The 22,854-nt window shown below is 59.1% G+C and carries 22 protein-coding genes; 13 read left to right on the top strand and 9 right to left on the bottom strand.

Annotated elements, in window-relative coordinates; translation table 11 throughout:
* Nucleotides 1-19: 19 nt before the first annotated feature.
* The 3 genes from AXW84_RS02580 to AXW84_RS02570 form a co-directional block, all read right to left on the bottom strand.
* Entirely contained in the window at nt 20-2,428 is a 2,409-nt protein-coding gene (locus AXW84_RS02580; RefSeq protein ID WP_068228251.1) for a 3-hydroxyacyl-CoA dehydrogenase/enoyl-CoA hydratase family protein, read from the bottom strand.
* 72 nt (nt 2,429-2,500) lie between these two features.
* Nucleotides 2,501-2,977 carry a MarR family winged helix-turn-helix transcriptional regulator gene (locus tag AXW84_RS02575; protein WP_068228248.1) on the bottom strand — a complete coding sequence of 159 codons (477 nt, stop codon included), beginning with the start codon at nt 2,975-2,977 and terminating at the stop codon, nt 2,501-2,503.
* Between the two features lie 96 nt (nt 2,978-3,073).
* Nucleotides 3,074-4,834, bottom strand: a complete 1,761-nt coding sequence (locus AXW84_RS02570; RefSeq protein WP_068228245.1) for an AMP-dependent synthetase/ligase — start codon at nt 4,832-4,834, stop codon at nt 3,074-3,076.
* A 165-nt stretch (nt 4,835-4,999) separates the two neighbouring features.
* On the opposite strand from AXW84_RS02570, the gene AXW84_RS02565 reads away from it, so the two are divergent.
* The 4 genes from AXW84_RS02565 to AXW84_RS02550 all read left to right on the top strand — a co-directional run bounded on the left by AXW84_RS02565 (nt 5,000) and on the right by AXW84_RS02550 (nt 7,988).
* Nucleotides 5,000-6,160 (top strand): formimidoylglutamase, encoded by a 1,161-nt coding sequence (locus AXW84_RS02565; RefSeq protein ID WP_068228243.1) that lies wholly within the window; start codon nt 5,000-5,002, stop codon nt 6,158-6,160.
* A 58-nt stretch (nt 6,161-6,218) separates the two neighbouring features.
* A complete protein-coding gene (locus tag AXW84_RS02560) occupies nt 6,219-6,482 on the top strand; it encodes a cytochrome b5 domain-containing protein (RefSeq protein ID WP_068228240.1) in 264 nt (87 codons plus the stop codon).
* Nucleotides 6,483-6,495: 13 nt separating this feature from the next.
* Nucleotides 6,496-7,299 carry an N-acetylmuramic acid 6-phosphate etherase gene (murQ, locus tag AXW84_RS02555; RefSeq protein WP_082773656.1) on the top strand — a complete coding sequence of 268 codons (804 nt, stop codon included), beginning with the start codon at nt 6,496-6,498 and terminating at the stop codon, nt 7,297-7,299.
* A 122-nt stretch (nt 7,300-7,421) separates the two neighbouring features.
* Nucleotides 7,422-7,988 carry a hypothetical protein gene (locus AXW84_RS02550; protein WP_068228235.1) on the top strand — a complete coding sequence of 189 codons (567 nt, stop codon included), beginning with the start codon at nt 7,422-7,424 and terminating at the stop codon, nt 7,986-7,988.
* A 67-nt stretch (nt 7,989-8,055) separates the two neighbouring features.
* Here the strand turns inward: AXW84_RS02550 and hemH are convergent, their stop codons facing one another.
* Together hemH and AXW84_RS02540 are read right to left on the bottom strand one after the other, a co-directional pair.
* Nucleotides 8,056-9,144 (bottom strand): ferrochelatase, encoded by a 1,089-nt coding sequence (gene hemH / locus AXW84_RS02545; RefSeq protein ID WP_082773655.1) that lies wholly within the window; start codon nt 9,142-9,144, stop codon nt 8,056-8,058.
* 49 nt (nt 9,145-9,193) lie between these two features.
* A complete protein-coding gene (locus AXW84_RS02540) occupies nt 9,194-9,736 on the bottom strand; it encodes an NADPH-dependent FMN reductase (RefSeq protein WP_068228227.1) in 543 nt (180 codons plus the stop codon).
* Between the two features lie 159 nt (nt 9,737-9,895).
* Here AXW84_RS02540 and era point away from each other — a divergent pair, with 159 nt between their 5' ends.
* From era to AXW84_RS02525, 3 genes are all read left to right on the top strand, one after another.
* Nucleotides 9,896-10,792, top strand: a complete 897-nt coding sequence (gene era / locus AXW84_RS02535) for a GTPase Era (RefSeq protein WP_068228225.1) — start codon at nt 9,896-9,898, stop codon at nt 10,790-10,792.
* Nucleotides 10,793-11,009: 217 nt separating this feature from the next.
* Complete coding sequence (gene der, locus AXW84_RS02530; protein ID WP_068228224.1) at nt 11,010-12,332, top strand: ribosome biogenesis GTPase Der; 1,323 nt, start codon at nt 11,010-11,012, stop codon at nt 12,330-12,332.
* 124 nt (nt 12,333-12,456) lie between these two features.
* Nucleotides 12,457-12,720, top strand: coding sequence for a hypothetical protein (locus AXW84_RS02525; RefSeq protein WP_068228221.1), 264 nt, complete (start codon nt 12,457-12,459; stop codon nt 12,718-12,720).
* Between the two features lie 74 nt (nt 12,721-12,794).
* Here AXW84_RS02525 and AXW84_RS02520 read toward each other — a convergent pair whose 3' ends face one another.
* Together AXW84_RS02520 and AXW84_RS24380 are read right to left on the bottom strand one after the other, a co-directional pair.
* The gene (locus AXW84_RS02520; RefSeq protein ID WP_068228218.1) at nt 12,795-13,163 is read right to left on the bottom strand and encodes a PRC-barrel domain-containing protein; all 369 of its coding nucleotides are present in this window, start codon (nt 13,161-13,163) and stop codon (nt 12,795-12,797) included.
* An 8-nt stretch (nt 13,164-13,171) separates the two neighbouring features.
* Nucleotides 13,172-13,720 (bottom strand): hypothetical protein, encoded by a 549-nt coding sequence (locus AXW84_RS24380; protein ID WP_157886769.1) that lies wholly within the window; start codon nt 13,718-13,720, stop codon nt 13,172-13,174.
* Nucleotides 13,721-14,716: 996 nt separating this feature from the next.
* Between AXW84_RS24380 and AXW84_RS24375 the strand changes: the two genes are divergently transcribed.
* Complete coding sequence (locus tag AXW84_RS24375; RefSeq protein ID WP_157886768.1) at nt 14,717-15,736, top strand: T9SS type A sorting domain-containing protein; 1,020 nt, start codon at nt 14,717-14,719, stop codon at nt 15,734-15,736.
* A 101-nt stretch (nt 15,737-15,837) separates the two neighbouring features.
* On the opposite strand, the gene AXW84_RS02505 is transcribed toward AXW84_RS24375, so the two are convergent.
* Both AXW84_RS02505 and glmM read right to left on the bottom strand, forming a co-directional pair.
* Entirely contained in the window at nt 15,838-16,980 is a 1,143-nt protein-coding gene (locus AXW84_RS02505; protein WP_068228207.1) for a cysteine desulfurase family protein, read from the bottom strand.
* Nucleotides 16,981-17,087: 107 nt separating this feature from the next.
* Complete coding sequence (glmM, locus tag AXW84_RS02500) at nt 17,088-18,485, bottom strand: phosphoglucosamine mutase (protein WP_068228199.1); 1,398 nt, start codon at nt 18,483-18,485, stop codon at nt 17,088-17,090.
* 76 nt (nt 18,486-18,561) lie between these two features.
* On the opposite strand from glmM, the gene mazG reads away from it, so the two are divergent.
* From mazG to AXW84_RS02475, 5 genes are all read left to right on the top strand, one after another.
* On the top strand, nt 18,562-19,428 hold the full coding sequence (mazG, locus tag AXW84_RS02495) for a nucleoside triphosphate pyrophosphohydrolase (RefSeq protein WP_068228196.1): 867 nt from the start codon (nt 18,562-18,564) through the stop codon (nt 19,426-19,428).
* 278 nt (nt 19,429-19,706) lie between these two features.
* The gene (locus AXW84_RS02490; protein ID WP_068228193.1) at nt 19,707-20,591 is read left to right on the top strand and encodes a MotA/TolQ/ExbB proton channel family protein; all 885 of its coding nucleotides are present in this window, start codon (nt 19,707-19,709) and stop codon (nt 20,589-20,591) included.
* A 77-nt stretch (nt 20,592-20,668) separates the two neighbouring features.
* Nucleotides 20,669-21,298, top strand: a complete 630-nt coding sequence (locus AXW84_RS02485; RefSeq protein WP_068228190.1) for an ExbD/TolR family protein — start codon at nt 20,669-20,671, stop codon at nt 21,296-21,298.
* A 45-nt stretch (nt 21,299-21,343) separates the two neighbouring features.
* A complete protein-coding gene (locus AXW84_RS02480) occupies nt 21,344-21,868 on the top strand; it encodes an ExbD/TolR family protein (protein ID WP_068228187.1) in 525 nt (174 codons plus the stop codon).
* The gene (locus AXW84_RS02475; protein ID WP_236943229.1) at nt 21,865-22,695 is read left to right on the top strand and encodes an energy transducer TonB; all 831 of its coding nucleotides are present in this window, start codon (nt 21,865-21,867) and stop codon (nt 22,693-22,695) included. Before AXW84_RS02480 ends, AXW84_RS02475 begins: the two co-directional genes overlap by 4 nt.
* Nucleotides 22,696-22,854 lie beyond the last annotated feature (159 nt).

Below are 22,854 nucleotides of genomic sequence, written 5' to 3'. Positions count from 1 at the left end.
AGGTAGGCATGACAAATTTTTAGTTGCGCAGCGGCTTACCGGTGGTGAGAATGCTTTGAATCCGCTCCAGCGTCTTGCGCTCGCCGCAGAGGCTCAGGAAGGCATCGCGCTCCAGGTCCAGCAGGTATTGCTCGCTCACTTCGGTGGGGGCCGACAGGTCACCGCCGCACATCACGTAGGCCAGCTTGTTGGCAATCAGCTCGTCGTGCTTCGAAATGTAGTTGCCCTGCTGCATGGCGTACACACCGGTGCGGAACATGGCCAGGGCCCCCTTGCCGTGCACTTTGATGTTGGTTTTCTGGCTGGGCTGGGTGTAGCCGGCGTCGGCCAGCTCCAGGGCGGCGGCCTTGGCCTGGGCAATCACGCGGCTGCCGTTGACCACCACTTCGTCGCCCCGGCGCAGGAAGCCCAGGTCGAAGGCCTCCGCCGCCGAGGTCGAAACTTTGGCCGTGCTGATGGTCATGTAGGTGTTGCGCAGCAGGTTGTATTCGGGCTCGCCGTCTTCGTACTTGGCGGCGGTGCGCAGCGTCATTTCCTTGGTGCCACCGCCGCCGGGAATCAGGCCCACGCCGAATTCGACCAGGCCCATGTAGGTTTCGGCCGCGGCCACCACCCGGTCGCAGTGCAGGTTCAGCTCGCAGCCGCCGCCCAGGGCCAGGCCGTGGGGGGCCCCCACCACTGGGATGCTACTATAGCGCAGCCGCATCATGGCCTGCTGGAACTGGCTAATCATCAAGTTCAGCTCGTCAAATTCCTGCTCCACGGCCTGCATGTACACCAAGCCCAGGTTGGCCCCGGCCGAGAAGGCAGGCGCGTCGTTGCCCACTACTAAGCCCCGGTAGCCGCCTTCGGCCATGTCGATGCCCTTGAGCAGGCCCTGAATCACGTCCTGGCCTATGGCGTTCATCTTCGAATGGAACTCCACGTTCAGAATGCCGTCGCCGAGGTCGATGATGGAGGCGCCGCTGTTCTTCCACAGCACCTTGCCACTGGCCCGCAGGTTGTCGAGAATGATAAAGTTCTCCACGCCCGGCACCGGCTGGTAGCTTTTTGAAGCAATGTCGTAGAACTCGCGCACGCCGGCGACGCTCACCTGGTAAAAGGCCTGGTGGCCAGCGGCCAGCATTTCCGCCACCCACGGGGCCACGGTGCGGCCGGTAGCTTTGGCCAGGTCAATGCCGGCTTGCACGCCCAGCGCGTCCCAGGTTTCGTAGGGCCCCAGCTCCCAGCCGAAGCCGGCGCGCAGGGCGTCGTCAATCTTGTACAGCTCGTCGGCAATTTCGGGCACGCGGTTGCTCACGTAGGCAAACAGGCTCCCGAAGCTTAGGCGGTAAAATTCGCCGGCCTTGTCCTTACCCGCCACCAGTACCTTGAAGCGGTCGGCCACCTTGTCGATGGTCTTGGTCAGCTCCAACGTGGCAAACTTTACCTTCTGCGAAGGCTTGTATTCCAGCGTGTTGAGGTCGAGGGCGTAGATTTCTGACTTGCCGCCTTCGCCCTTTACTTTCTTGTAGAAGCCCTGGCCGGTTTTGTCGCCCAGCCACTTGTTCTCACCCATTTTCTGCACGAAATCGGGCAGGGCAAACGTGTCCTTAGCCTCGTCGTTGGGCAGGCCCTGGGCCAAGCCGTTGGCCACGTTAATGGTTGTGTCGAGGCCCACCACGTCGGAGGTGCGCAGCGTGGCTGACTTCGCGTGGCCAATCACGGGCCCCGTCAGCTTGTCGGTTTCCTCCACGGTCAGGCCCAGCTTCTGCATGGTTTGCATGGCGTCGAGTAGGGCGAATACGCCCACGCGGTTGGCGATGAAGCCGGGCGTATCCTTGGCCAGCACGGTGGTTTTGCCCAGGTACAAATCGCCGTAGTGCAGCAGGAAATCAACCACTTCCGGCTTGGTGTCGGGCGTCGGAATCACCTCCAACAGCTTCAGGTACCGCGGCGGGTTGAAGAAGTGCGTGCCGCAGAAATTTTGCTTGAAATCATCCGAGCGGCCCTCGGCCAGCAGGTGAATGGGGATGCCGCTGGTGTTGCTCGTGATGAGCGTGCCCTTCTTGCGAAACTCCTCCACGCGCTCGTAGAGGCTCTTTTTGATGTCGAGTCGCTCCACCACCACCTCAATTACCCAGTCGCAGCCGGCAATTTCCTTCAGATTGTCGTCGAAGTTGCCGGTTTTGATGCGGCTGGCCTCGCTCTTGCGGTAGAGAGGCGACGGGTTGGCAACGATTGCGGCTTGGAGCGCGGCGTTCACGATGCGGTTGCGCACGGCAGGGGCCCCCAGCTCCAGGCCTTTGGCCTGCTCGGCAGGCAACAGCTCTTTGGGCGCAATGTCGAGCAGCAGCACCTGCACGCCGATGTTGGCGAAGTGGCATGCAATGCGCGAGCCCATAACGCCGGAGCCCAGAACGGCTACTTTTTTGATGATTCGTTTCATTCAGGTTGGGTGAATGGGAAGGGATGCGGAGATGCGGAGAAGGAGCCGCGGGCCCGGTAGCGGGCCGGGGCCCTACGCCAGGTTTTCGTGGCGCAACGGCTTCAGTTCGAAGCCGTCGAACATGGTTTTTCCCTCGATGATGCCCGTAATCTGGGCCGTCACTTTCAGGAACACATCGAGCTGCGACTGCGGGATTTTCTCCCGGATTTTGGCGTTGAAATGCCGCACCGTTTGGCGCGAAATCTCTTTTTTCTCCAGGCCCAGCGGCGTCAGAAAAATGCGCACCGAACGCTTGTCCTGCGTATCGGCCTGCTTGTAAATCAGACCTTTGTCTTCCATGCTGCGCAAAATGCGCGTGAGGCTCCGGGTTTCCAGGCCCAGGAGCGGGGCAATTTTGGTGGCCGGGATGCCGTGCTCGTGGTCGATGTTGAGCAGCACAAACCCGATGCTAGTCGTGATGTCGTTCTGGGCCGCTTGGGTGTTGTACATCCGAGAAATGGCGTGCCAGGCCACTTTGATGTTGTAATCGACGGTTTCTTCGGGTTTCATGGCGCGGGATAAGTGCGGTAAACTTACGAAGAAATTTACTCGGCTTGCATACTACTTTCCCAAAAGCCGAAACGCGCGCCGCGGGCCGCCGCTCGGCTAGAACAGCCCCTCGATGAGGTCCTTGTTCTTCTCGGTGATGACCTTGCGCTTCACCTTCATGGTGGGCGTCATTTCGCCGGTTTCCACGGTCCACAGCTCGGGCAGCAGCGCAATTTTTTTCAGCTGCTCCCACTGCGCAAAGCTCTTGTTGCACTTGGCCACCAGCTCGTGGTAGAGCTTCACCACTTGCTCGTTCCGCACCAGTTCTTCGTTGGGCGCGTCGGGCACGCCGTGGCTTTTGCACCAGGCTTTCAGGTCGTGGAACGAGGGAATGATTAGCGCGGCGGCGTACTTCTTGTCGGCCCCCACCACCATGGCCTGCTCGATGAGCGGGTCTTCTTTGAGCTTGCTCTCAATCACTTGCGGGGCAATGTACTTGCCGCCGCTGGTTTTAAACATCTCTTTTTTGCGGTCGGTAATCTTCAAAAACCGCCCGTTCACCAGCTCGCCGATGTCACCGGTGTGCAGCCAGCCGTCGGCGTCGATGGTTTCGGCCGTCAAATCGGGCTTGTTGTAGTAGCCCTTCATCACCGAGGCCGAGCGGGTCAGGATTTCGCCATCGGGCGCAATTTTCACCTCCATGTTATCGATGAGGGGCCCCACGGTGCCGATCATGTTGTTCTCGCGCTCGTAGCCGTTCACGGCAATCACGGGCGAGGTTTCCGTCAGGCCGTACCCTTCCATCACCCGGATGCCGGCGGCCCAGAACACCCGCGCCAGCCGCGGTTGCAGGGCCCCGCCTCCGCTCACGATGCAGCGCAGGTTGCCGCCCAGCGCCTCGCGCCACTTGCTGAAGATGAGCTTGTTGGCAATGGCCAACTCGGTGTTGTACACGAAGCCCTGGTCTTTCTGGGTGTCATACTTCAGGCCCAGGTCCAGGGCCCAAAAGAAGAGCTTGTGCTTGATGCCGGTTTGCTCGTGGCCCTTGGCCACGATGCGGTCGAACACCTTTTCGAGCAGGCGCGGCACGGTAGTGAAGATTTCGGGCTTCACTTCGCGCAGGTTTTCGGCCACGGCTTCCAGGCTTTCGGCGTAGTAGATGCTCACGCCGCTCATCATGTACAAGTACGTGACCATGCGCTCGAAAATGTGGCACAATGGCAAGAAGCTCAGCGCCTTGTCGTGGGCCCCCACGGGCACAAACTGCTTGGAGCCGCGGTAATTGCTCAGGATGTTGTCGTGGCTGAGCATCACGCCCTTGGGCTGGCCGGTGGTGCCGCTGGTGTAGATGAGCGTAAGCAAATCGTCGGGCTCCACGGCGGCTTTTAGGGGCTCTAGGTCGGCGGGGTTGCCTTGCTGGCCCAGTTCCAGCAGCTCGCTGAAGTGGCGGGCCCCTTCGACCTTATCAAACGTGAAAACGTTCTCGGCCGGAATGGCTAGGCCCGCAGTGGCCTCCTGCACCTTATGAAACAGCTTTTCATCGGAAACAAATACGGCCTTTACCCCGGCATCGGTGAAGATGTACTTGTAGTCTTCGACCGTGATGCTGGGGTACATGGGCACGCTGGTGGCCCCGATTTGGGCAATGCCGAAGTCGGCCAACATCCACTCGGGCCGGTTCATGCTGATGAGCGCCACCTTGTCGCCGCGTTGCAAACCCAGGGCCCGCAGGCCGAGGCTTACCAGGTTGGCCTGGTCCTGCACCTGCTGGGTGCTGAGGGGCGACCACTGGCCGTTGATTTTGGCGGCCAGCGCGTCGGTCTTGGCAAACGTCGCGAGTTGGTAGGGCAGGATATCGAAAGAGCGGCGGACGTCCATCGGCGGGTGGGATGAAGCTTAAACGAGTTGAAATTGCGGCTAAATAAACGAGCTTTTTTGGCGATGGGGCCCCGGCATAGCGCGGCGGCGGCCGGGGCCCTGTTTTAAATTGCCCCGGCCGCCGCGGGAGCGTGTAATTTTACGGCCCTTGCTTTTGGTATTTTCATGAACCTGGCCCTGTTTTTTGACCCGCTCGCCGACGACGAGCCCACGGCCACCCCCACACCGCCCACTGCCCTGGCCGCCTATGCCACGCGCTTCACCGAGGCGTTCCCGGACTGGCGCGGGGCCGACGTGGCCATTCTCGGCCTCGACGAGTGGCGCGGCGCGGCCGCCGGGGCCCCACCCGCCGGCTACCACGGCGCCAACCGCGTGCGCGAGCGGTTTTACCAGCTCCAGAAAGGCACCGGGGCCCTGCGGCTCGTCGATTTGGGCAATCTGCGTCCCGGCCTCAGCCTGGAGGACACGTACCAGCGGCTGCGCGAAATTGTGGCCGCACTGCTTGAAGCCAACACGGTGCCCGTGCTGCTGGGCGGCTCGCACGACCTCGACTACGGCCAGTTTCTGGCCTACGAAACCCAGGAGCGGCCGGTGAGCTTCGCCATCGTGGATGCCCGGCCCGACATGGCCGAGCCGGGGCCCGCCACGCCGGCCGAAACCAGCCACCTGCGCCGCCTGCTGGTGCACGAGCCCAACTACGTGTTCAGCCTGGCCCACCTTGGGCACCAGCAGTACCTCACGCCGCCCGAGGTGCTGATAGCCCTCGACAAGATGCACTTCGACACGATGAGCGTGGGGGCCATCCGCACCGACCGCCGCCAGGCCGAGCCGCTGGTGCGCCAAGCCGATTTCCTGAGCATCGACCTGGCGGCTTTGCGCTGGACGGACGCACCCGGCTACGCCCCGGCCAACCCCTTCGGCCTCAGTGCCGACGACGCCACCCAGCTGTGCTGGTACGCCGGGCACAGTGAGCAGCTCACGTCGCTGGGCCTCTACGGCTACCGGCCCGAGCACGACCCCCACGGCCTGGCCGCCGCCACGCTGGCTACCATGCTCTGGTACTTTGTGGAGGGCTTTTACCACCGCCGGCCCGAAACGGGCTTCGGCACGTTCCGCTTCCTTACCTACACGGTGGTGCTGCCCGGCAACCCCGACAAGCTGGTGTTCTACAAGTCGCGCCGCGCCGACAAGTGGTGGATGGAAGTGGAAAGCCTCGGCGACAGCGCCGTGAAGCGCGTGGTGCCGTGCTCGTACGAAGACTACCTCCACGCCTCGCAGGGCGACCTGCCCGAGCGCTGGATTCGCTTGCAAGCCCTGTTGGGCTAGGTTTTAGTTGTCAGTTGTGCGTTATCAGTTGTCCCTAATTTTTTTGAGTACTGGAAATATGAGCCTGACAACTGACGACGAGCAACTGACAACTAAAACCTACACCAAAAACCAGCTCGCGTTGCGCAACGGGCAGGACCGCGACGAGATCTGGGTGGCCTACCAAGGCCGCATCTACGACGTGGGCCGCTCGCGGCTGTGGAAGCGCGGCAACCACTACGAGCACTGGGCTGGCCAAGACCTGACGCCCGGACTCGACAAAGACGCCCCGCACAACGCCAAGGTGTTCGACAATTTCCCTGTTATTGGCCTCCTGAAATAACTTTCTTGCCATGATGACCACCGAAGCACCGTCCGAATTCACCAACCTCGAAACGCTACCCACCGCCGAGTTGCTGGCCGGCATGAACCGCCTCGACCAGACCGTGCCCCAGGCCGTGGCCCGGGCCCTGCCCCAAATTGGGGCCTTGGTAGAGGCCACCGTGGCCCGGCTGCAAGCCGGCGGGCGCCTGTTCTACATCGGGGCAGGCACCAGCGGGCGGCTGGGCGTGGTGGACGCCTCGGAGTGCCCGCCCACGTTTGGCGTGCCGGCCGGGCTGGTGGTGGGCATCATGGCCGGCGGCGACGGCGCCATTCGCCAGGCCGTGGAGGGCGCGGAGGACAACGCCACCCAAGCCTGGGTCGATTTGCAGGCGCACAACGTCAACGCGAAAGACGTGCTGGTGGGCTTGGCCGCCTCGGGCCGCACGCCCTACGTCATCGGGGGCCTCAACGCGGCGCGCGCGGCGGGCCTGGCCACGGGCTGCATCGTGTGCAACGCCGGTTCGGGCGTGGCGGCCGCGGCCGAGTTTCCGGTGGAAGTAGTGACGGGCCCCGAGTTCATCACCGGCAGCACGCGCCTTAAGGCCGGCACGGCCCAGAAGCTGGCGCTGAATATGCTCACCACGGCCACGTTCATCCGCCTGGGCCGGGTGAAAGGCAATAAGATGGTCGACATGCAGCTCTCCAACGAAAAGCTGGTGGAGCGCGGCCAGCGCATGCTGATGGACGAGCTGGGCATCGCCCAGCCCAAGGCGGCCGAGCTGCTGGCCCGCCACGGCAGCGTGCGGGCCGCGCTGGGGGCCCTGGGCCGAGCATAAGCGCGGGTCGGAACGCGGAAACGCCTGCGTGTCGTTGGAGCAAGGAAGCCGTTTTTTAGCCGGCCCGGCCAAACCGAATGCGCCTTGGCGCGTTTCCACCTTGCTTTCTACCCCGCTTTGCTATGCACACCATCGAGCCTTTCTATAACTGGATTGACCAGTATTCGGCTGCCGAAGACCCCCACTCGCCGCTTTTCGGGGCCGAGAACAGCCTGGAATTATTCACCAACAATATTTACGGCTACCTCATTCACCCGCAATGGGATAGCATGGAATCGGACACGCTATTCCTCAAAATTCTATTTGCCGATTACGAAGACGGCGTGGCCGTTATCGAGTTCATCGGCGAGTGGAACGACGCCATTGAGAACGACGTGATGCACCTCAAGCGCTACATTGTGGACCCGCTCGTGGCCGAGGGCATCCGCAAATTCATCCTCATCGGCGAGAACATATTCAACTTCCACGGTGCCGAGGACGACTACTACGCCGAGTGGTTCGAGGACGTGGAGGACGGCTGGATTGCCGGCGTGAACTTTCAGGACCACGTGCTGCGCGAAATGCACCAGTACAATGTGGATAACTACGTGAACTTCGGGGGACAACTCGACGACCTGCCCTGGCGCACCCTGGAGCCGCGCCGGCTTTTTGAAGTCGTGGATGGCCTGTTGCAGCGCCGCTTAAATTAGCCCAAACGAAAGGGGCCCCACATCAGCTGTGGGGCCCTCGTCTTTATTTACGGCCGAAGCCGGGGCCCTAGTGCCGGCGGAGCATATCGGCCACGGCTTCCACCCACTGCGGCTCCGAGTTCAGCGAAGGCACCAGCTGCCAATGCTCGCCGCCGGCTTCTTCGAATAATTCCTTGAATTCTTCGCCCACTTCAATGGTCGTTTCCAGGCAGTCGGCCACGAAGGCGGGGCTGAAGGCCAGCACGTTCTTGATGCCTTTGGCGGGGAATTCCTTCAATACTTCGTCGGTGTAGGGTTGCAGCCAAGGGTCGCGCAGGCGGCTTTGCAGGCGGCTCTGGAAGCTGACGGTGTACTGCTCGGGTTTCAGGCCCAGGCCCGCCGCCACCAAGCGCGAGGTGGCGAAGCACTGGGCGCGGTAGCAGTACTGGTTCTGGTCGGTAAGCGTGTCGCAGCAGCTGCCGAAGCGGCAGTAGTTGGTGGGGTCGCCCTTTTTCACGTGGCGCTCCGGAATGCCGTGGTAGCTGAGTACCACGTGGTCGTAGTGCTGCTTGTCCATCTCGGCCCGGCCACGCGCCACGATGGAGGCAATGAAGCCCGGCTCGGTGGCAAACTGGCTGATGAAGTTGATGCTAGGTACAATCCACCAGTCTTTCACCAAGTCCATCACCTTCTCCTGCACCGAGCCCGTACTGGCCGAAGCATACTGCGGAAACAGCGGCAGCACCACGATGCGCTCCACGTTGGCGGCGCGCAGCTCCTCCAGGGCCCCAGCAACGCTCGGCTTTTGGTAGCGCATCCCAAAGGCCACCACGTAGCCGTCGCCCAGCGCTGCCTGCACTTTTTCCTTCAGGTCGAGGCCGTGGAAGAGCAGCGGCGAGCCGCGGTCCGTCCACAGCTCCTTGTAAATCTTCGCTGATTTAGGGGCCCGCAGCGGCACCACCAGCCCCTGAAACAGCGGGTAGCGAATGGCGGCCGGCATGTCCACCACGCGGCCGTCGGTGAGGAACTCGTTGAGGTAGCGGCGCACGTCGCCGGTTTCGGGCGAGTCGGGCGTGCCGAGGTTCACGAGCAGCACGCCGATGCGGCGGGCGGTGATGGTAGCGGCGGCGGCGGCCGGCGTCGGCGCAGCAGCGGTTTCAGGAGCAACGGAATTCATAGGGCAAAGGTCCGAAGTGACGGGGCAGAATAAGACGGGGCGAAATAATTCAGGTAACAGCCTGGGCCGCCGTTAAGGTTGCCACGGCGGCCCCAAGCCGCGCGGCCAGGGCCTCGTCCGTTACGGTGCCGGCCGCGTCGAGTTTGGCCCGGACGAACGGTACCGCGAAAGAGGCCGCCGGCACCACCGCCGCGCCCAGGGCCCCTAGCGTCAGCAGCAGGCCAGCGCGGGCTTTTTCACCGCCCCCTTCCGAGGGCGAGGCGCTGAGTACGCCGGTGGACTTGCCATAAAAGCTGCCGGCCGACACCAGCCAGTCCAGGGCATTTTTCAAGCTGCCCGGCATCCCGTAGGCGTATTCGGGCGTGGCGAGGAGCACGGCATCGGCCCGAGCCAGCGCTTGCCGCAGCGCCGCCACGGCCGGCGGCGCGGGGGCCCCGGGGCCGTCCAGGTCGGGGCTGAACAGGGGCAGGCCCAGCAGTTCTTCGTACAGCTCCACATCCGTTCCGGCCGGTACTGCCGCGGCGGCAGCCCGCAACAGCTGGCCAACGGCACTGCCGGGGCGGGGGCTTCCAGAAAGGGCAAAGAGTAGCATGGGGCAAAGAAGGGCACGGGGCAGGAGCTTATCAAACCGCGCGGGCCGGCCTTTGTTGGCCCGCCGGGCCCCCTACTGGCGGCGTAGGATAGGCCCCGGGCTAGCGAATCGCGGCCGAAAGCCGTACCTTTGCGGCCTCATTATCAAAACCATCCCTCTGTGAACCCCGAACCCAAGCCCCACCGGGCCGGCTTTGTAAGCATCATCGGCAAGCCCAACGTGGGCAAGTCGACGCTGATGAACGCCTTGGTCGGCGAGCGGCTGAGCATCGTCACCAGCAAGGCCCAGACTACCCGCCACCGCATCCTCGGCATCCTCAACGGGCCCGATTTTCAGCTTATTTACTCCGACACGCCGGGCATCATCCAGCCCAAGTACGAGCTGCACAACGCCATGATGGCCTTCGTGTACTCGTCGCTGGAAGACGCCGACGTGGTGCTCTTCGTCACCGACATCTACGAGCAGTACGACGAGGAGCCCGTGGTGGAGCGCCTGCGCAAGATGGTGGACACGCCCATCATTCTGCTCGTCAATAAAATCGACCAGGCCGACCAGGCCGCGGTCGAAGCCAAGCTGGCTTACTGGCAGGAGCAGTTGCCCAACGCCACCGAGGTGCTGCCCATCTCGGCCCTCAATGCCTTCGGCACCGAGCGGGTGCTGGAATCGGTACTTGAAAAGCTGCCCGTCCACCCCGAGTACTACCCCAAAGACGAGCTAACCGACAAGCCGGAGCGCTTTTTCGCCGCCGAAATGGTACGCGAAAAAATCTTCAAGCTCTACAAAAAAGAGATTCCGTACAGCTGCGAGGTCACCGTCGAAGAGTTCAAGGAAGAGGAAAACATCATCCACATCCGCGGCGTCATTTATGTAGAGCGCGCCAGCCAGAAGGGCATCGTCATCGGCAAAGGCGGCGAGGCCCTGAAGAAAGTAGGCACCTGGGCCCGTGAGGACATGGAGAAGTTTTTCAATAAAAAAGTTTTCCTCGAAATGCACGTAAAAGTGAACGAGAACTGGCGCACCGACCCCAAGGCCCTGAGCCGGTTCGGGTACCAGTAAACTGTTCATCAAATAGAACAGGCCGTCATGCTGCGCGCAGCCAAAGCATCTCTCCCGCTGATTAACCAGCCGACTGGATTACTGCCGCAGTAGAGATGCTTCGGCTGCGCTCAGCATGACGGCCTGCTCTGACCAATAATTTTCCGACCATTCTTTAATCAAATCACCCCGGGTACTGCCGAAACTGGTCGGGCCGGCGGCTGGGGCCCCCATTTTTATGAGTAACACCATCGCCATTGTGGGGCGGCCCAACGTGGGCAAATCCACCCTTTTCAACCGCCTCGTGGGCCAGCGCAAGGCCATCATGGACAACGAGAGCGGCGTAACGCGCGACCGCCACTACGGCCACGGCGACTGGATCGGCAAGAACTTCACTGTGATTGACACCGGCGGCTACGTGCACGGCTCGGACGACATTTTCGAAGGTGAAATCCGCAAGCAGGTAAAGCTGGCCATCGATGAGGCCGACGTGGTCTTGTTTATGGTGGATGCCGACGCCGGCGTGCACGGGCTCGACGAGGAGTTTGCGCAGGTGCTGCGGCCCTACCTCAACAAGAAGCCTATTCTGCTAGTGGCCAACAAGGCCGACACCAACGCCCGGGCTCACGCCAGCGGCGAATTTTACGCCCTGGGCATGGGCGACGGCGAAATTTTCGCCATCAGCAGCGCCAACGGCCACGGCACGGGCGAGCTGCTCGACGAAGTGGTGCGCCACTTCCCGGAAGCTGGCGAGGAAGAACCCGACTCGGGCGTGCCGAAAATTGCCGTGGTGGGCCGCCCCAACGTGGGCAAGTCCAGCTTCGTGAACCTACTGCTGGGCACCGAGCGCAGCATCGTGACCGACATTGCCGGCACCACGCGCGACGCCATTTCGACCCGCTACAACGTGTTCGGCCACGACTTCATCCTCGTGGACACGGCCGGGTTGCGCCGCAAAGCCAAGGTGAGCGAGGACATCGAATTCTACGCCAACATGCGCAGCCTGAGGGCCCTGGAAGAGTGCGACGTGTGCGTGGTGCTCATCGACGCCACCCGCGGCATCGAGTCGCAGGACGTGAACATCATCGGCTTGGCCGACAAGAACCGCAAGGGCGTCGTGATTTTGGTGAACAAATGGGACTTGGTGGAGAACAAGGAAACCAATACCACCAAGGAGTTTGAGGAGAAAATCTACTCCAAGCTGGCCCCCATTGCCTACCCGCCCATCGTGTTCATTTCGGTGCTCACGAAGCAGCGCGTGCACAAGGCCATCGAAACGGCCGTGCAGGTGTTCGAGAACAAGCGCCGCAAAATTCCTACTTCACAGCTCAACGACGTGATGCTAAAGGAGATTGAGCGCTACCCGCCACCCGCCCTCAAGGGCAAGCTGGTGCGCATCAAGTACGTAACGCAGCTGCCCACGCACAACCCGGTGTTTGCCTTCTTCTGCAACCTGCCGCAGTACGTGCAAGACAGCTACGCCCGCTACCTCGAGAACCGGATGCGCGAGCACTTCGACTTCAAGGGCGTGCCGATTGGCATCGTGTTCCGCAAGAAATAATTTTTATATACCAGAGGTTACCTTTTGGGCCCCGGGGTATAAAACGTTGGATTTGGCACTTGGCCTAGCCAGCTACTGAGTTTATCAACGCAAAATTTCACCCTCTCTAAACTTTCTTTTCAAGATGAAAAAATTCCTGTTCCTCGCCCTGGCTGCCGGTTCGCTCTCGTTCACCGCTTGCGATAGCAAAAAAGAAGATGCTATGGAAGCCAAAGGCGACGCCATCAAAGAAGGCGGCGAAGCTAAAGCTGATGCCATGGAGAACAAGGCTGATGCCGTTCGTGACTCGGCCAACGCCGTGGGCGAAGCAGTAGGCGACAAAGCCGACAAAATGGACCCCGCTGGTGCCCCCACGACCACGACCACCACGACCGAAGTTAAAAAATAGTTTCGGTTTTTTACCGGAATTAAAAAAGGCCGCTCCCTTCCGGGAGCGGCCTTTTTTTGGCTTATGGTTTCCGCTTACAGCGCCTCGCCCAGCGCTTGGCGCATGGCCGCGGCGTAGGCAGGCGTCAGCAATTCCTCGGCGTAAATAGGGTATGCGACCACGGCCGCGTCGGTGAGCGACGGAATGAACACGCTGCGCGCTTCAGCATCGAGCACCGCCAAGTGCAGCGGCAGCAGCACCCGCTTAGGTTCCGGGGCCCCAGTGAGCTGGGCGTCGAGGTAGCGCACCTGCTCGGCGTCGGCATCGACGAGTAGTTCCGACACGGTGCCCAGGGCCGTACCAGTGGCCCCGCGCACAGCCCAACCGCGCACGTCGGGGTAGCCATCGGCTACTTCAAAATCGGGCAAGTCGCGTAGGCGACGCAAGTTGATTACGGGTTCCATAAAAAAAATCAGGAAGCAGGCGGGGTATTTTCGGCCTGCAGTAGGGCCCCCACAGCTTGCAGAAAAGCGTGGTTTTCCCGCTGCTCGTCGGCCGTGTTGTCGCGGCCAGATAATTGCCCAGCCTGTTGTACCAAGCGTGCCGCGTCTTCGTCAAGTGCCGGGTACGCGCGTTGCTGAACGGCACGAAGCAAATTGGCGGCCGCCACAAGGCCTGGACGCAGGCTAGCCTGGGCGTCGCCATCGGCCAGGCGCGCGGTGGCACTGGTCAAGTTGTCGCGCTGCTCGCGCACCGTGGCGTCGTTGCGCAAATCGGCCCGGTCGGCTAGGTCCGATAGATTTGGCACCAGCGCCAGTAGTGCAGCTTGGGTACCACCTGCGGGGCCCCCGGGGCCCTGCTCGGGCCCAGATGGAACTGCCGCCTGCTCGAGCCTAACAGCGGCAGTATCGGCCACTACCGGGCCAACCGGTGCGGTTTGGTCAGTAGCGGGCGGGGCAGGTTCATCGGCGGGGTCGGGACGCAAGTACCAGTAGGCACCCAGCGTAAGCACCAAGGCCACCAAGGCTATTAAAAGCCACGGGCTAAGCGGCTTCCTTTTGCGCTGAATAAATATTTCGGCCAAAGCAGTTGAGAGAAGCGGGAAATGCTGGTTACGCCCTCAAAGCCAGACAACGCAAACCAGCCGCTGGGGGTTGGCTGGCTATGCGCACCAATCCAAAGCTGTTGGGGCCTAACAACCTGCTTTTGCATTCGCAGTGCACTGGCAAATTATAAAAAATTGGCCAGAGTCTAACAAACTCTACAACTAGACGACCAGCCCCTCTTTCTGAAGTTTACATTAAATACATTATTAAATTAGTGCAATTCAAATTTTACGCGAAATTAATCTATTAGTAAGTTTATAGTATATTCGTAGCTCTAAAAGCATATTACTATCCTATCCAGTTTATTAAGCATGAAAGCATTTCTATCAATAATCATATTTCTAATAAGCAGTATCCGATTGCTTGCTCAACTTCCTACCAACAGCTACGCAGTTACATCTGCATGTCCAGGCAGTGCCAACAATTACTCTACGCTTCAAGCAGTATTAACCACTGGGGCTCTGGTTCCAATCGGCACAGTTAATGAGAACGGAAATGGACTTGTAATCAATGCCTTGGGCTACGATGCTGCCAACACAACGGTGATTTACGGTTTGCAATCGAAACCCTTGGACCCTGCCGTGCTTGTTTCTGGCAATTCGGTTTCGCCCACACTCTTCCGCATCGATGTGGCCACGGCAGCCGCTACTGCTTTGGGGCCTGTGGCAGCCCCACCCATGCCTACTACAGGCCAATCTGCTCCGGGGCCTACTGAAATGTACCGCGACATAGCGCTAGTACTTGATTTTGTGGGCGATGGCGATGCAAGTTCTAATTATTACCTCGGTGGAGTAACGTGCCGGGTTTTTTATGACGGCGTGGCCCGTGCTTACCGCTTGGCTGACGTTCATTTCCATGTTGGTCTGTTGCCGCTAGCTGGGCTAGCTACGGCACCAGCTGCCACCACTACTTTGAGCCCTGATTGGCACCAAGTAGATCTTTCCGACGCGCCCTCGGCGGCCTTAACCGCTACCTACCAGGCCAACGCAGAGCGCTACCTCAACAATATGGGCACGGCCCCTATCCCCGACGGTGGCTTTCAGGATTGGGTATATAATACTGACCGCGACGAGCTAGTGGCTTACATCGGCACGTCTAACCACTTCTTGACCATTGCCAACCCGGCTACTCAGCCCGTGGCTCGCACTACGGCGGTGGCCGTGCCCATCCCTAATGCCTCGGGCGCCCCAGGTAGCCAAAACATTGGCGCCCTATTTACTGATAATCTCCACAATGTATACGCTATTTCGGCTCAGGACGGCATTATTTACCAGATTGACCACCTGACGGGTGATTATTTGGGCAAATCATATGGGGCATTTGGCTGCTCGCGCGGCGACGCCGTGAGCTTACCTGGGGCCACGCCGATTACACTCGCTAGCTTCGAAGCCGCTTCCACCAGCAATGCTGTACTGCTAGACTGGACGACTACTTCTGAATTTAGCGCTGCTTCGTTCGAAGTACAGCGCAGCAGCACCCGTGCCAACTGGACTACTATCCAAACGCAGGATGCTACCGTTCAGGCGGCGGGCGCTGCCTACCGCATCACCGATGCCACCCCCCTGTTGGGCTTGGCTTATTATCGCTTAGCCCTACGGTACCCCGACGGGCGATTGGCTTATTCGCTGGTACGAGCCGTTAAGTCCATGGGCACAGCGCTAGCCGTTGCGGCGGGAAAGCCTATTAGCTCGTCGCTGCAAGTTTTTCCGAATCCTGCTCACGGCTCGCTGGCGTTTACCTTACCCGCGGGCGACGTTTCTACCAGCGTTGATTTAGTTAGTGCCACTGGCCAATTGGCCCGCCATTACGCCCCTTTCACCAATGGCAGTACGCACTCGCTTGATATACAAGGCCTACCCAAGGGCTTTTATTTGTTGCGAGTACAGCTAGCTGGGGCCGTTCGTACAGCCCGTGTAGTGCTCGCACCCTAATGGCAAGCTAGGCCGCTTCACTAAATAACCCACAAAAAACTCCGCCCGAAAACAATGTTTTCGGGCGGAGTTTTTTGTGGGTTCGAGCCCTACAAACGAGTTTAGGCGCTCACCGGTTGGTAAAGCTTGGCCAAGTGCGCCACGGCGTAGTCTACCTCATCGGCGGTGTTCATTTTACTAAGCGAGAAGCGCACGGTGGCCCGGTCGGGGTCGACGCCCAAGGCTTCGAGCACGTGCGAGCCCGCTTGGGCCCCACTGGTGCAAGCCGAACCGCCGGAAGCGGCTATTTTGCTGATGTCTAGGTTAAAGAGCAACATCTCGCTAATGGCCGACGGCGGCAGGCTCACGCTGAGCACCGTGTAGAGGCTACAGTTGGCATCGGCCGAGCAGCCGTTGAATTGCACGTCGGCCACCCGCGCCCGCAGCTGCTCGATAAAGCGGTCCTTCAGCCCTTGTACATAGGCGCGGTGGGCCCCCATGTCGCGGTAGGCAATTTCTAGGGCCTTGGCCAAGCCCACAATGCCGTACACGTTTTCGGTGCCTGCCCGCACATTGCGCTCCTGCGAGCCGCCGTGGATGAACGGCACCGACTGCGTACCCGGCCGAGTGTATAAAAACCCTACCCCCTTGGGGCCGTGAAACTTGTGCGCCGAACCCACCAAAAAATGGTTTTGCAACGCCTGTACGTTGTGGCGGTAGTGCCCCATCGTCTGCACCGTATCGGTGTGGAAAATGGCGTCGTGCTTGGTGCACAGGGCTCCAATGGCTTCGATGTCGTTCAGGTTGCCGATTTCGTTATTGCCGTGCATCAGGCTCACCAAGCTGCGCGGGTGCATAGCCAGCAGTTCGTAGAGGTGGGCCAGGTCGAGGCGGCCTTGGGCGTCGTGGCGCAGGTAACTCAGCTCAATGTCGCCAACTTTGGCCAAGGCTTGCAGCGGGTGCAACACGGCGTGGTGCTCCAGTAGCGAGGTGGCGGCGTGGCGCAGACCCAGGGCCCGCACACTACCGAAAATAGCCGCGTTGTCGGCCTCGGTGCCGCCGCTAGTGAAGGAAATCTCGGCCGGAGCCGCGCCGATCAGGTGGGCCACCGTTTTGCGCGCGTTTTCGATGGCGGCGCGCACTTGGCGCCCTGGCCCGTGCAAGCTGCTGGGGTTGCCATAGTGCTGGCCCAGAAAAGGCAGCATGGCCTCCAGCACTTCGGGGTCGAGGGGCGTGGTGGCAGCGTTGTCGAAATAAGCGTGCATGAGCTGAACCTTTAATAATGAGCAGTTAATAATAAGTGAGCGGCAGCTAGCAACCCGCCCTTGGGCCCCGTTGCCGGCCGCCGCCCACTCGTTATTAATTGATTATTTTATGCCTTCACGGCAATAATTTCCTTAATATCGGCGATGATTTTCTGCGCTAAATGGTCGGCCGTGCTGTTCGAATCCGACTCGGCATATATGCGAATAATGGGCTCGGTATTGGATTTACGTAAGTGCACCCACTCCTTATCAAACTCAATTTTCACGCCGTCAATGGTGTTCACCGGCTGTTTAGCATAGCGCTTTTCCATTTGCGCCAGCACCTCATCGGTGTCGATTTCCGGAGTTAACTCAATCTTATTTTTGGAGATAAAATAACCTGGGTATGACGCCCGTAACCGCGATGCAGTAAGGCCCGATTTTGCCAAGTGCGTAAGGAACAAGGCAATGCCAACCAGCGCGTCGCGACCGTAGTGCAGTTCGGGGTAGATGATACCGCCGTTGCCCTCACCCCCAATTACGGCGCCGGTTTCCTTCATCTTGGTCACCACGTTCACCTCGCCCACGGCGGCGGCGGCGTACTGCCCCCCGTGCCGTTCGGTTACGTCACGCAGGGCCCGGGTGCTACTTAGGTTGCTCACGGTATTGCCACCACCCAGGGCCCCCAGCACGTAATCGGCCACGGCCACCAGCGTGTATTCTTCGCCAAACATCTCGCCGTTTTCGCTCACCAGGGCCAAGCGGTCCACATCGGGGTCCACCACAATGCCGAGGTCAAACGAGCCTTTTTCTAGCATCTTGGCAATGTCGCGCAGGTGCTCGGGTAGCGGCTCGGGGTTGTGGGCAAAGTTGCCCGTGGGCTCGCAGTGCAGCTTCTCTACCGTCATCACGCCCAAGGCTGCCAGCAGCTGCGGTACCGCAAAGCCGCCCGATGAATTCACGGCGTCTACCACCACCCGGAAATTACGGGCCCGTATGGCCTCCACGTCCACTAGTGGCAGCGCCACCACGGCCGCAATGTGATGGGCTAGGAAATCATCGTCGGTGCTGTACTGCCCTAGCTTACCAACGGGCGCAAAGTCAAAGGCTTCGCTTTCGGCCAAGGCCAGCACCTGCTGACCGGCAGCGTCGGACAAAAACTCGCCATCGGCGTTGAGCAGCTTCAGTGCATTCCACTGCTTGGGGTTGTGCGAGGCGGTGAGGATAATGCCGCCAGCTGCCTGCATGGCGGTCACCGCCATCTCCACGGTGGGCGTGGTGCTCAGGCCCAAGTCCACCACGTCGAGGCCGAGGCCTTGCAAAGTAGCGGCCACGAGTTGGCTCACCACGGGGCCCGAAATGCGGGCGTCGCGGCCGATGACAACCATGCGCGCCGCCGTGGACTGCGCCATGACCCAGGTACCGTAGGCGGCGGCGTATTTCACCACGTCGAGGGGAGTAAGGCCTTGGCCGACCGGCCCACCGATGGTGCCGCGAATGCCAGAGATAGATTTAATGAGGGTCACGGAACTAGAAATGTAAAGGGAGGCAAAAATACGTAACCGCACCGGGTTGGGCCCAGTTCGGTCTATCTTTGAAACGATGGAAAACCACCCGCCTGCCTCCGGGGCCCTGTTGGGGCCCACCCGACGCCCAGCCCAATTGGCCGCTTTCGGCCGCTTGCTCGACGTGCTTGACCGCCTCCGCACCGAATGCCCTTGGGATAAAAAACAGACGTTGCAGAGCCTGCGCCACCTCACCATCGAGGAAACGTACGAAATCAGCGACGCCATTTTGCGTGACGACCTGCCCGATTTAGAGAAAGAACTGGGCGACGTGATGCTACACCTGCTGTTCTACGCTCGCATTGCCGCCGAACGGGAAGCGTTCGATATCGCCAATGTTCTTAATGCCCAATGCGAAAAACTTATTTTTCGCCACCCGCACATCTACGGCGACGCCCAGGCCGCCGATGAGGCGGCTGTAAAGCGCAATTGGGAGCAGCTCAAGCTGCAAGAGAAGGGCAATGTCGGCGTGCTAAGCGGTGTGCCCGTCTCGCTGCCCGCCCTCGTCAAGGCAATGCGCATCCAAGAGAAAGCGCGCGGCGCCGGCTTTGATTGGGACGACCCAGCTCAGGTATGGGATAAGGTGCAAGAGGAGTTAGGCGAGTTCGGAGACGAGTACGGCCACGGTCAGCCTGAAAAAATGCAGGCCGAACGAGCCGCAGATGAATTTGGCGACCTCTTATTTTCACTTGTCAATTTTGCCCGCTTTGCCGGCATCAATCCCGAAGAGGCCCTGGAGCGCACCAACCGCAAGTTTATCAGTCGCTTTCAACACCTTGAAGGGGCTACGGCAGCCGATGGCCATCGCTTAGCTGATTTGTCTTTAACCCAGATGAACGAGTATTGGGAAGGAGCGAAACGCCAGCTAGCGGCATCATCTATTGCTTCTTCCATAAAAAAATAGCTTTCTTGCACACCTCAACCGAGTGCCGCGAGGTTGCTTAAACGGTTTTTTCTTTGGCTGCGCCAAAGATTTTGGTTAGGTTTGTCTAGCTGAATTATCGTTTGACTTACTTCTGGCGTCAGCTCTTTCTCTTCCGTACTTCGTTCCAGGGTATCCAATCCCTAGTCTGGCTCGAGCAAGGCCGCTTTTCTTTTTTGTTTAGCATGCCTTAGCTTTTTCCTTTTTTTTCCTTTAATTTTTACCTCTTCCCAACCCCCCAACCCAAACCTTTCGGAATAATGGAACAGAAAAATGCCCTGAACACGAGCCCCCGGCCCACCACCCCGGCCGCTCCTAAGGCTGCGGCCGCCGAAAAAAGCAGCGGGGGTGCCTCGCTGTTCTCCGTAATCGTAATTATTCTGGCCTTCGTCGTCGCCTACGTTATCTTCAAATTCGTCCTCGGCAACGGCAGCCATTTCCAAGGCGGTGTCAACACCAACGCGCCGCTTCCTGGTGACCTGTTGGGCACGGTATACAGCGGTGGTAACATTGTGCCGATTCTGATTACGATGTTCCTGTGCGTTATCACCTTCTCGATTGAGCGCTTGCTGACCATCTCGAAAGCCAAAGGTTCGCAGAGCATTGAAGGTTTTGTGCGCACCGTACGCCAGAAGCTGAACGCCAACGACATCAACGGCGCCCTTACTGCTTGCGACCAACAGAAAGGTTCGGTAGCCAACGTGGTAAAAGCTGGCCTATTGAAATACAAGGAAATGGTGACCGAGCGTGGCATGAACAACGACCAAAAGGTGTTGGCCATCCAGAAAGAAATTGAGGAAACTACCGCCCTCGAATTGCCGATGCTGGAGAAAAACCTGGTGATTATCTCCACCATTGCCTCAGTAGCTACCCTGACGGGTCTGCTCGGTACGGTGTTCGGTATGATTAGCGCCTTCTCGGCCCTGGCCCAAGCTGGTTCGCCTGATGCCGTGAAACTGGCCGCTGGTATCTCAGAAGCTCTGATCAACACGGCTTTTGGTATTGGTACTTCGGCCCTGGCCATCATTGCCTACAACTACTTCACCAGCAAAATTGACGAGCTGACTTACAGCATCGATGAAGCCGGTTTCAGCATTGTGCAGACCTTTGGCCAGCACACCACCACGCAGACGGCTAACGTCTAGGTTGCCGTCTTCACCGACGCACTAAAACACAGGGAATGCCGTTTACTACGGCATTCCCTTTTTAACCCCACCGCACAATGCCTAAAGTAAAACCGCACCGCACCTCGCCGTCGCTGGATATGACGCCGATGGTGGACCTGGCTTTTCTGTTGGTGACGTTCTTCATGCTGACGACCAAGTTTGCCCCGGAAGAAACCGTCGTGGTAGACACGCCTTCGTCAACATCGGACATTAAACTGCCTGAAAGCAACGTTATTACGCTGACCATAGATAAGAACAAGCGCGTTTTTTTCGGCCTAGACGACGACAAAGCCAAGGTAGCAACGCTGCAAAAGGTGGCGGCCAAGTACGGTGTCACCTTTAACCCATCGCAAACCAAAGCTTTCGGAAACCTGACCAACTTTGGAGTGCCCGTTGGCCAACTCGGCTCGTTGCTGAGCATGGACGCCGACCAGCGCAAGGCCGTGGCCAAGACTGAGCCCGGCATTCCCATGGATTCTCTCAACAACCAACTCATCGACTGGGTTATGGAAGCCCGCAAAGCCAACTTAGCGCTGTACAAAAAGCAGACATTTATTGCCATCAAAGGTGATGGCAACGCCGACGTACCAACGGTACAGCAAGTAATCAAGGTATTGCAAGAGAAGGACATCAACCGCTTCAACCTCATCACTGACTTGGAGAACAAGCCCGTGGTGGCCAAGTAAGGCGGTTTATCTAGTAACCCATCCACTAGTACTTAACTAGAAACTATGTCGGAAGTACAAGCAAAAGCCGATTCCGGTGGCAAAGGTGGAAAGAAGCGGGCCAAGAAAATGTCGACCAAAATCGACATGACACCGATGGTGGACTTGGCCTTTTTGCTTCTTACATTCTTCATGCTCACCACCACGTTCGCGAAGCCCAACGTGATGCAGTTGACCATGCCGGTGAAGGAAAAAAACGAGGATGAGCAAACCAAGCTCAAAGAATCTGAGGCCTTCACCATCATCATGGGCGAAAAAAACAAGGTGTATTACTACGCCGGCATGAACTCTGCCGAAGCCCCAGCTGAGTTAAAAGTTACCAACTACGGTCCCAACGGCATCCGTCAGGTCATCCTGGATCGCCAGCGAGTACAGCCCAAAACGGTAATTCTCATCAAGCCCGACGATAAGGCCGTGTATAAAAACATGGTGGACATCCTCGACGAGATGAACATCACCAACCAGCGGAAATATGCGCTGGTAAAAGTTGCCAAGTCCGATCAAGACCTTATTAAGAAATCCGGGCTATGATGAATTCTGCACAAATCGCCCAAGCTAGCTTGGACGACATCGTATTCGAGGGCCGTAATAAAAACTACGGTGCCTATGTACTGCGCCAGCTTTACCAGCGCAACGTCACTCGGTCGCTGATCATTGCGACGGCTCTACTGATACTGCTGGTAGCCTTCCCGCTTATCGCGCAATACATTAGAGATCGTCAGCCAAAAGAGGACTTAAAGAAAAACCTCACCGAGAACGTGTTGATGGACGCTCCGCCACTGGACGACACCAAGCCCCCGCCCCCACCCCCGCCCCCTGAGGCGCCCCCACCCCCACCGCCCAAGCTTACGACCATCAAATTCACTCCTCCAGTTATTAAGAAGGACGAAGAGGTGAAGCAGGAGGACGTGCCGGATCAAGAGGAGCTGAAAGACAAAGCTGTAGCAACGGTAACCGTAAAAGGCAACACCGATGCGCAGGATCTGTCTGAACTCTCAGGTGAAGGCAACAAAGTGGTGGAAGAGGTAGTGGACACCAAGGTGTACCAATACGTAGAGCAAATGCCGCAACTTCCGGGCGGTGGTGGCAACGCTGCCATCGTGGCCGCCATTCAGAAGTCTACCAAGTACCCGCGCATGGCGCAGAACAACGGGGTTGAAGGCCGGATCTTTGTGAGCTTCACGGTGAACGCTGAAGGCGATGTTTCGGACGTGAAAGTGGTAAAAGGCCTAGGTTCTGGCTTGGACGAGGAAACGATTCGGGCGGTGAAAACCCTGCCCAAATTTATTCCTGGCAAGCAGAATGGCCGGGCCGTGAGCGTATCCTTTACAGTGCCGATTACCTTCAAAATCCAATAGTTTTTGTTGCAGTTTGCACTCGCAACATTTTATAGAACCCCGGACGGAGCCATGGCCCGGCCGGGGTTTTTGCATATCATGGCAGGCGACGGAGCGCTCTCTGGAGCCCAAGCAATGATCGATGGTAGTAATTTTTGATTTCTTTGCACGTTGGTTAAT

It is taken from the genome of Hymenobacter sp. PAMC 26628 (assembly GCF_001562275.1).
Taxonomy (GTDB): Bacteria; Bacteroidota; Bacteroidia; order Cytophagales; family Hymenobacteraceae; genus Hymenobacter.
This window is presented reverse-complemented; position numbering and strand designations above follow the sequence as displayed.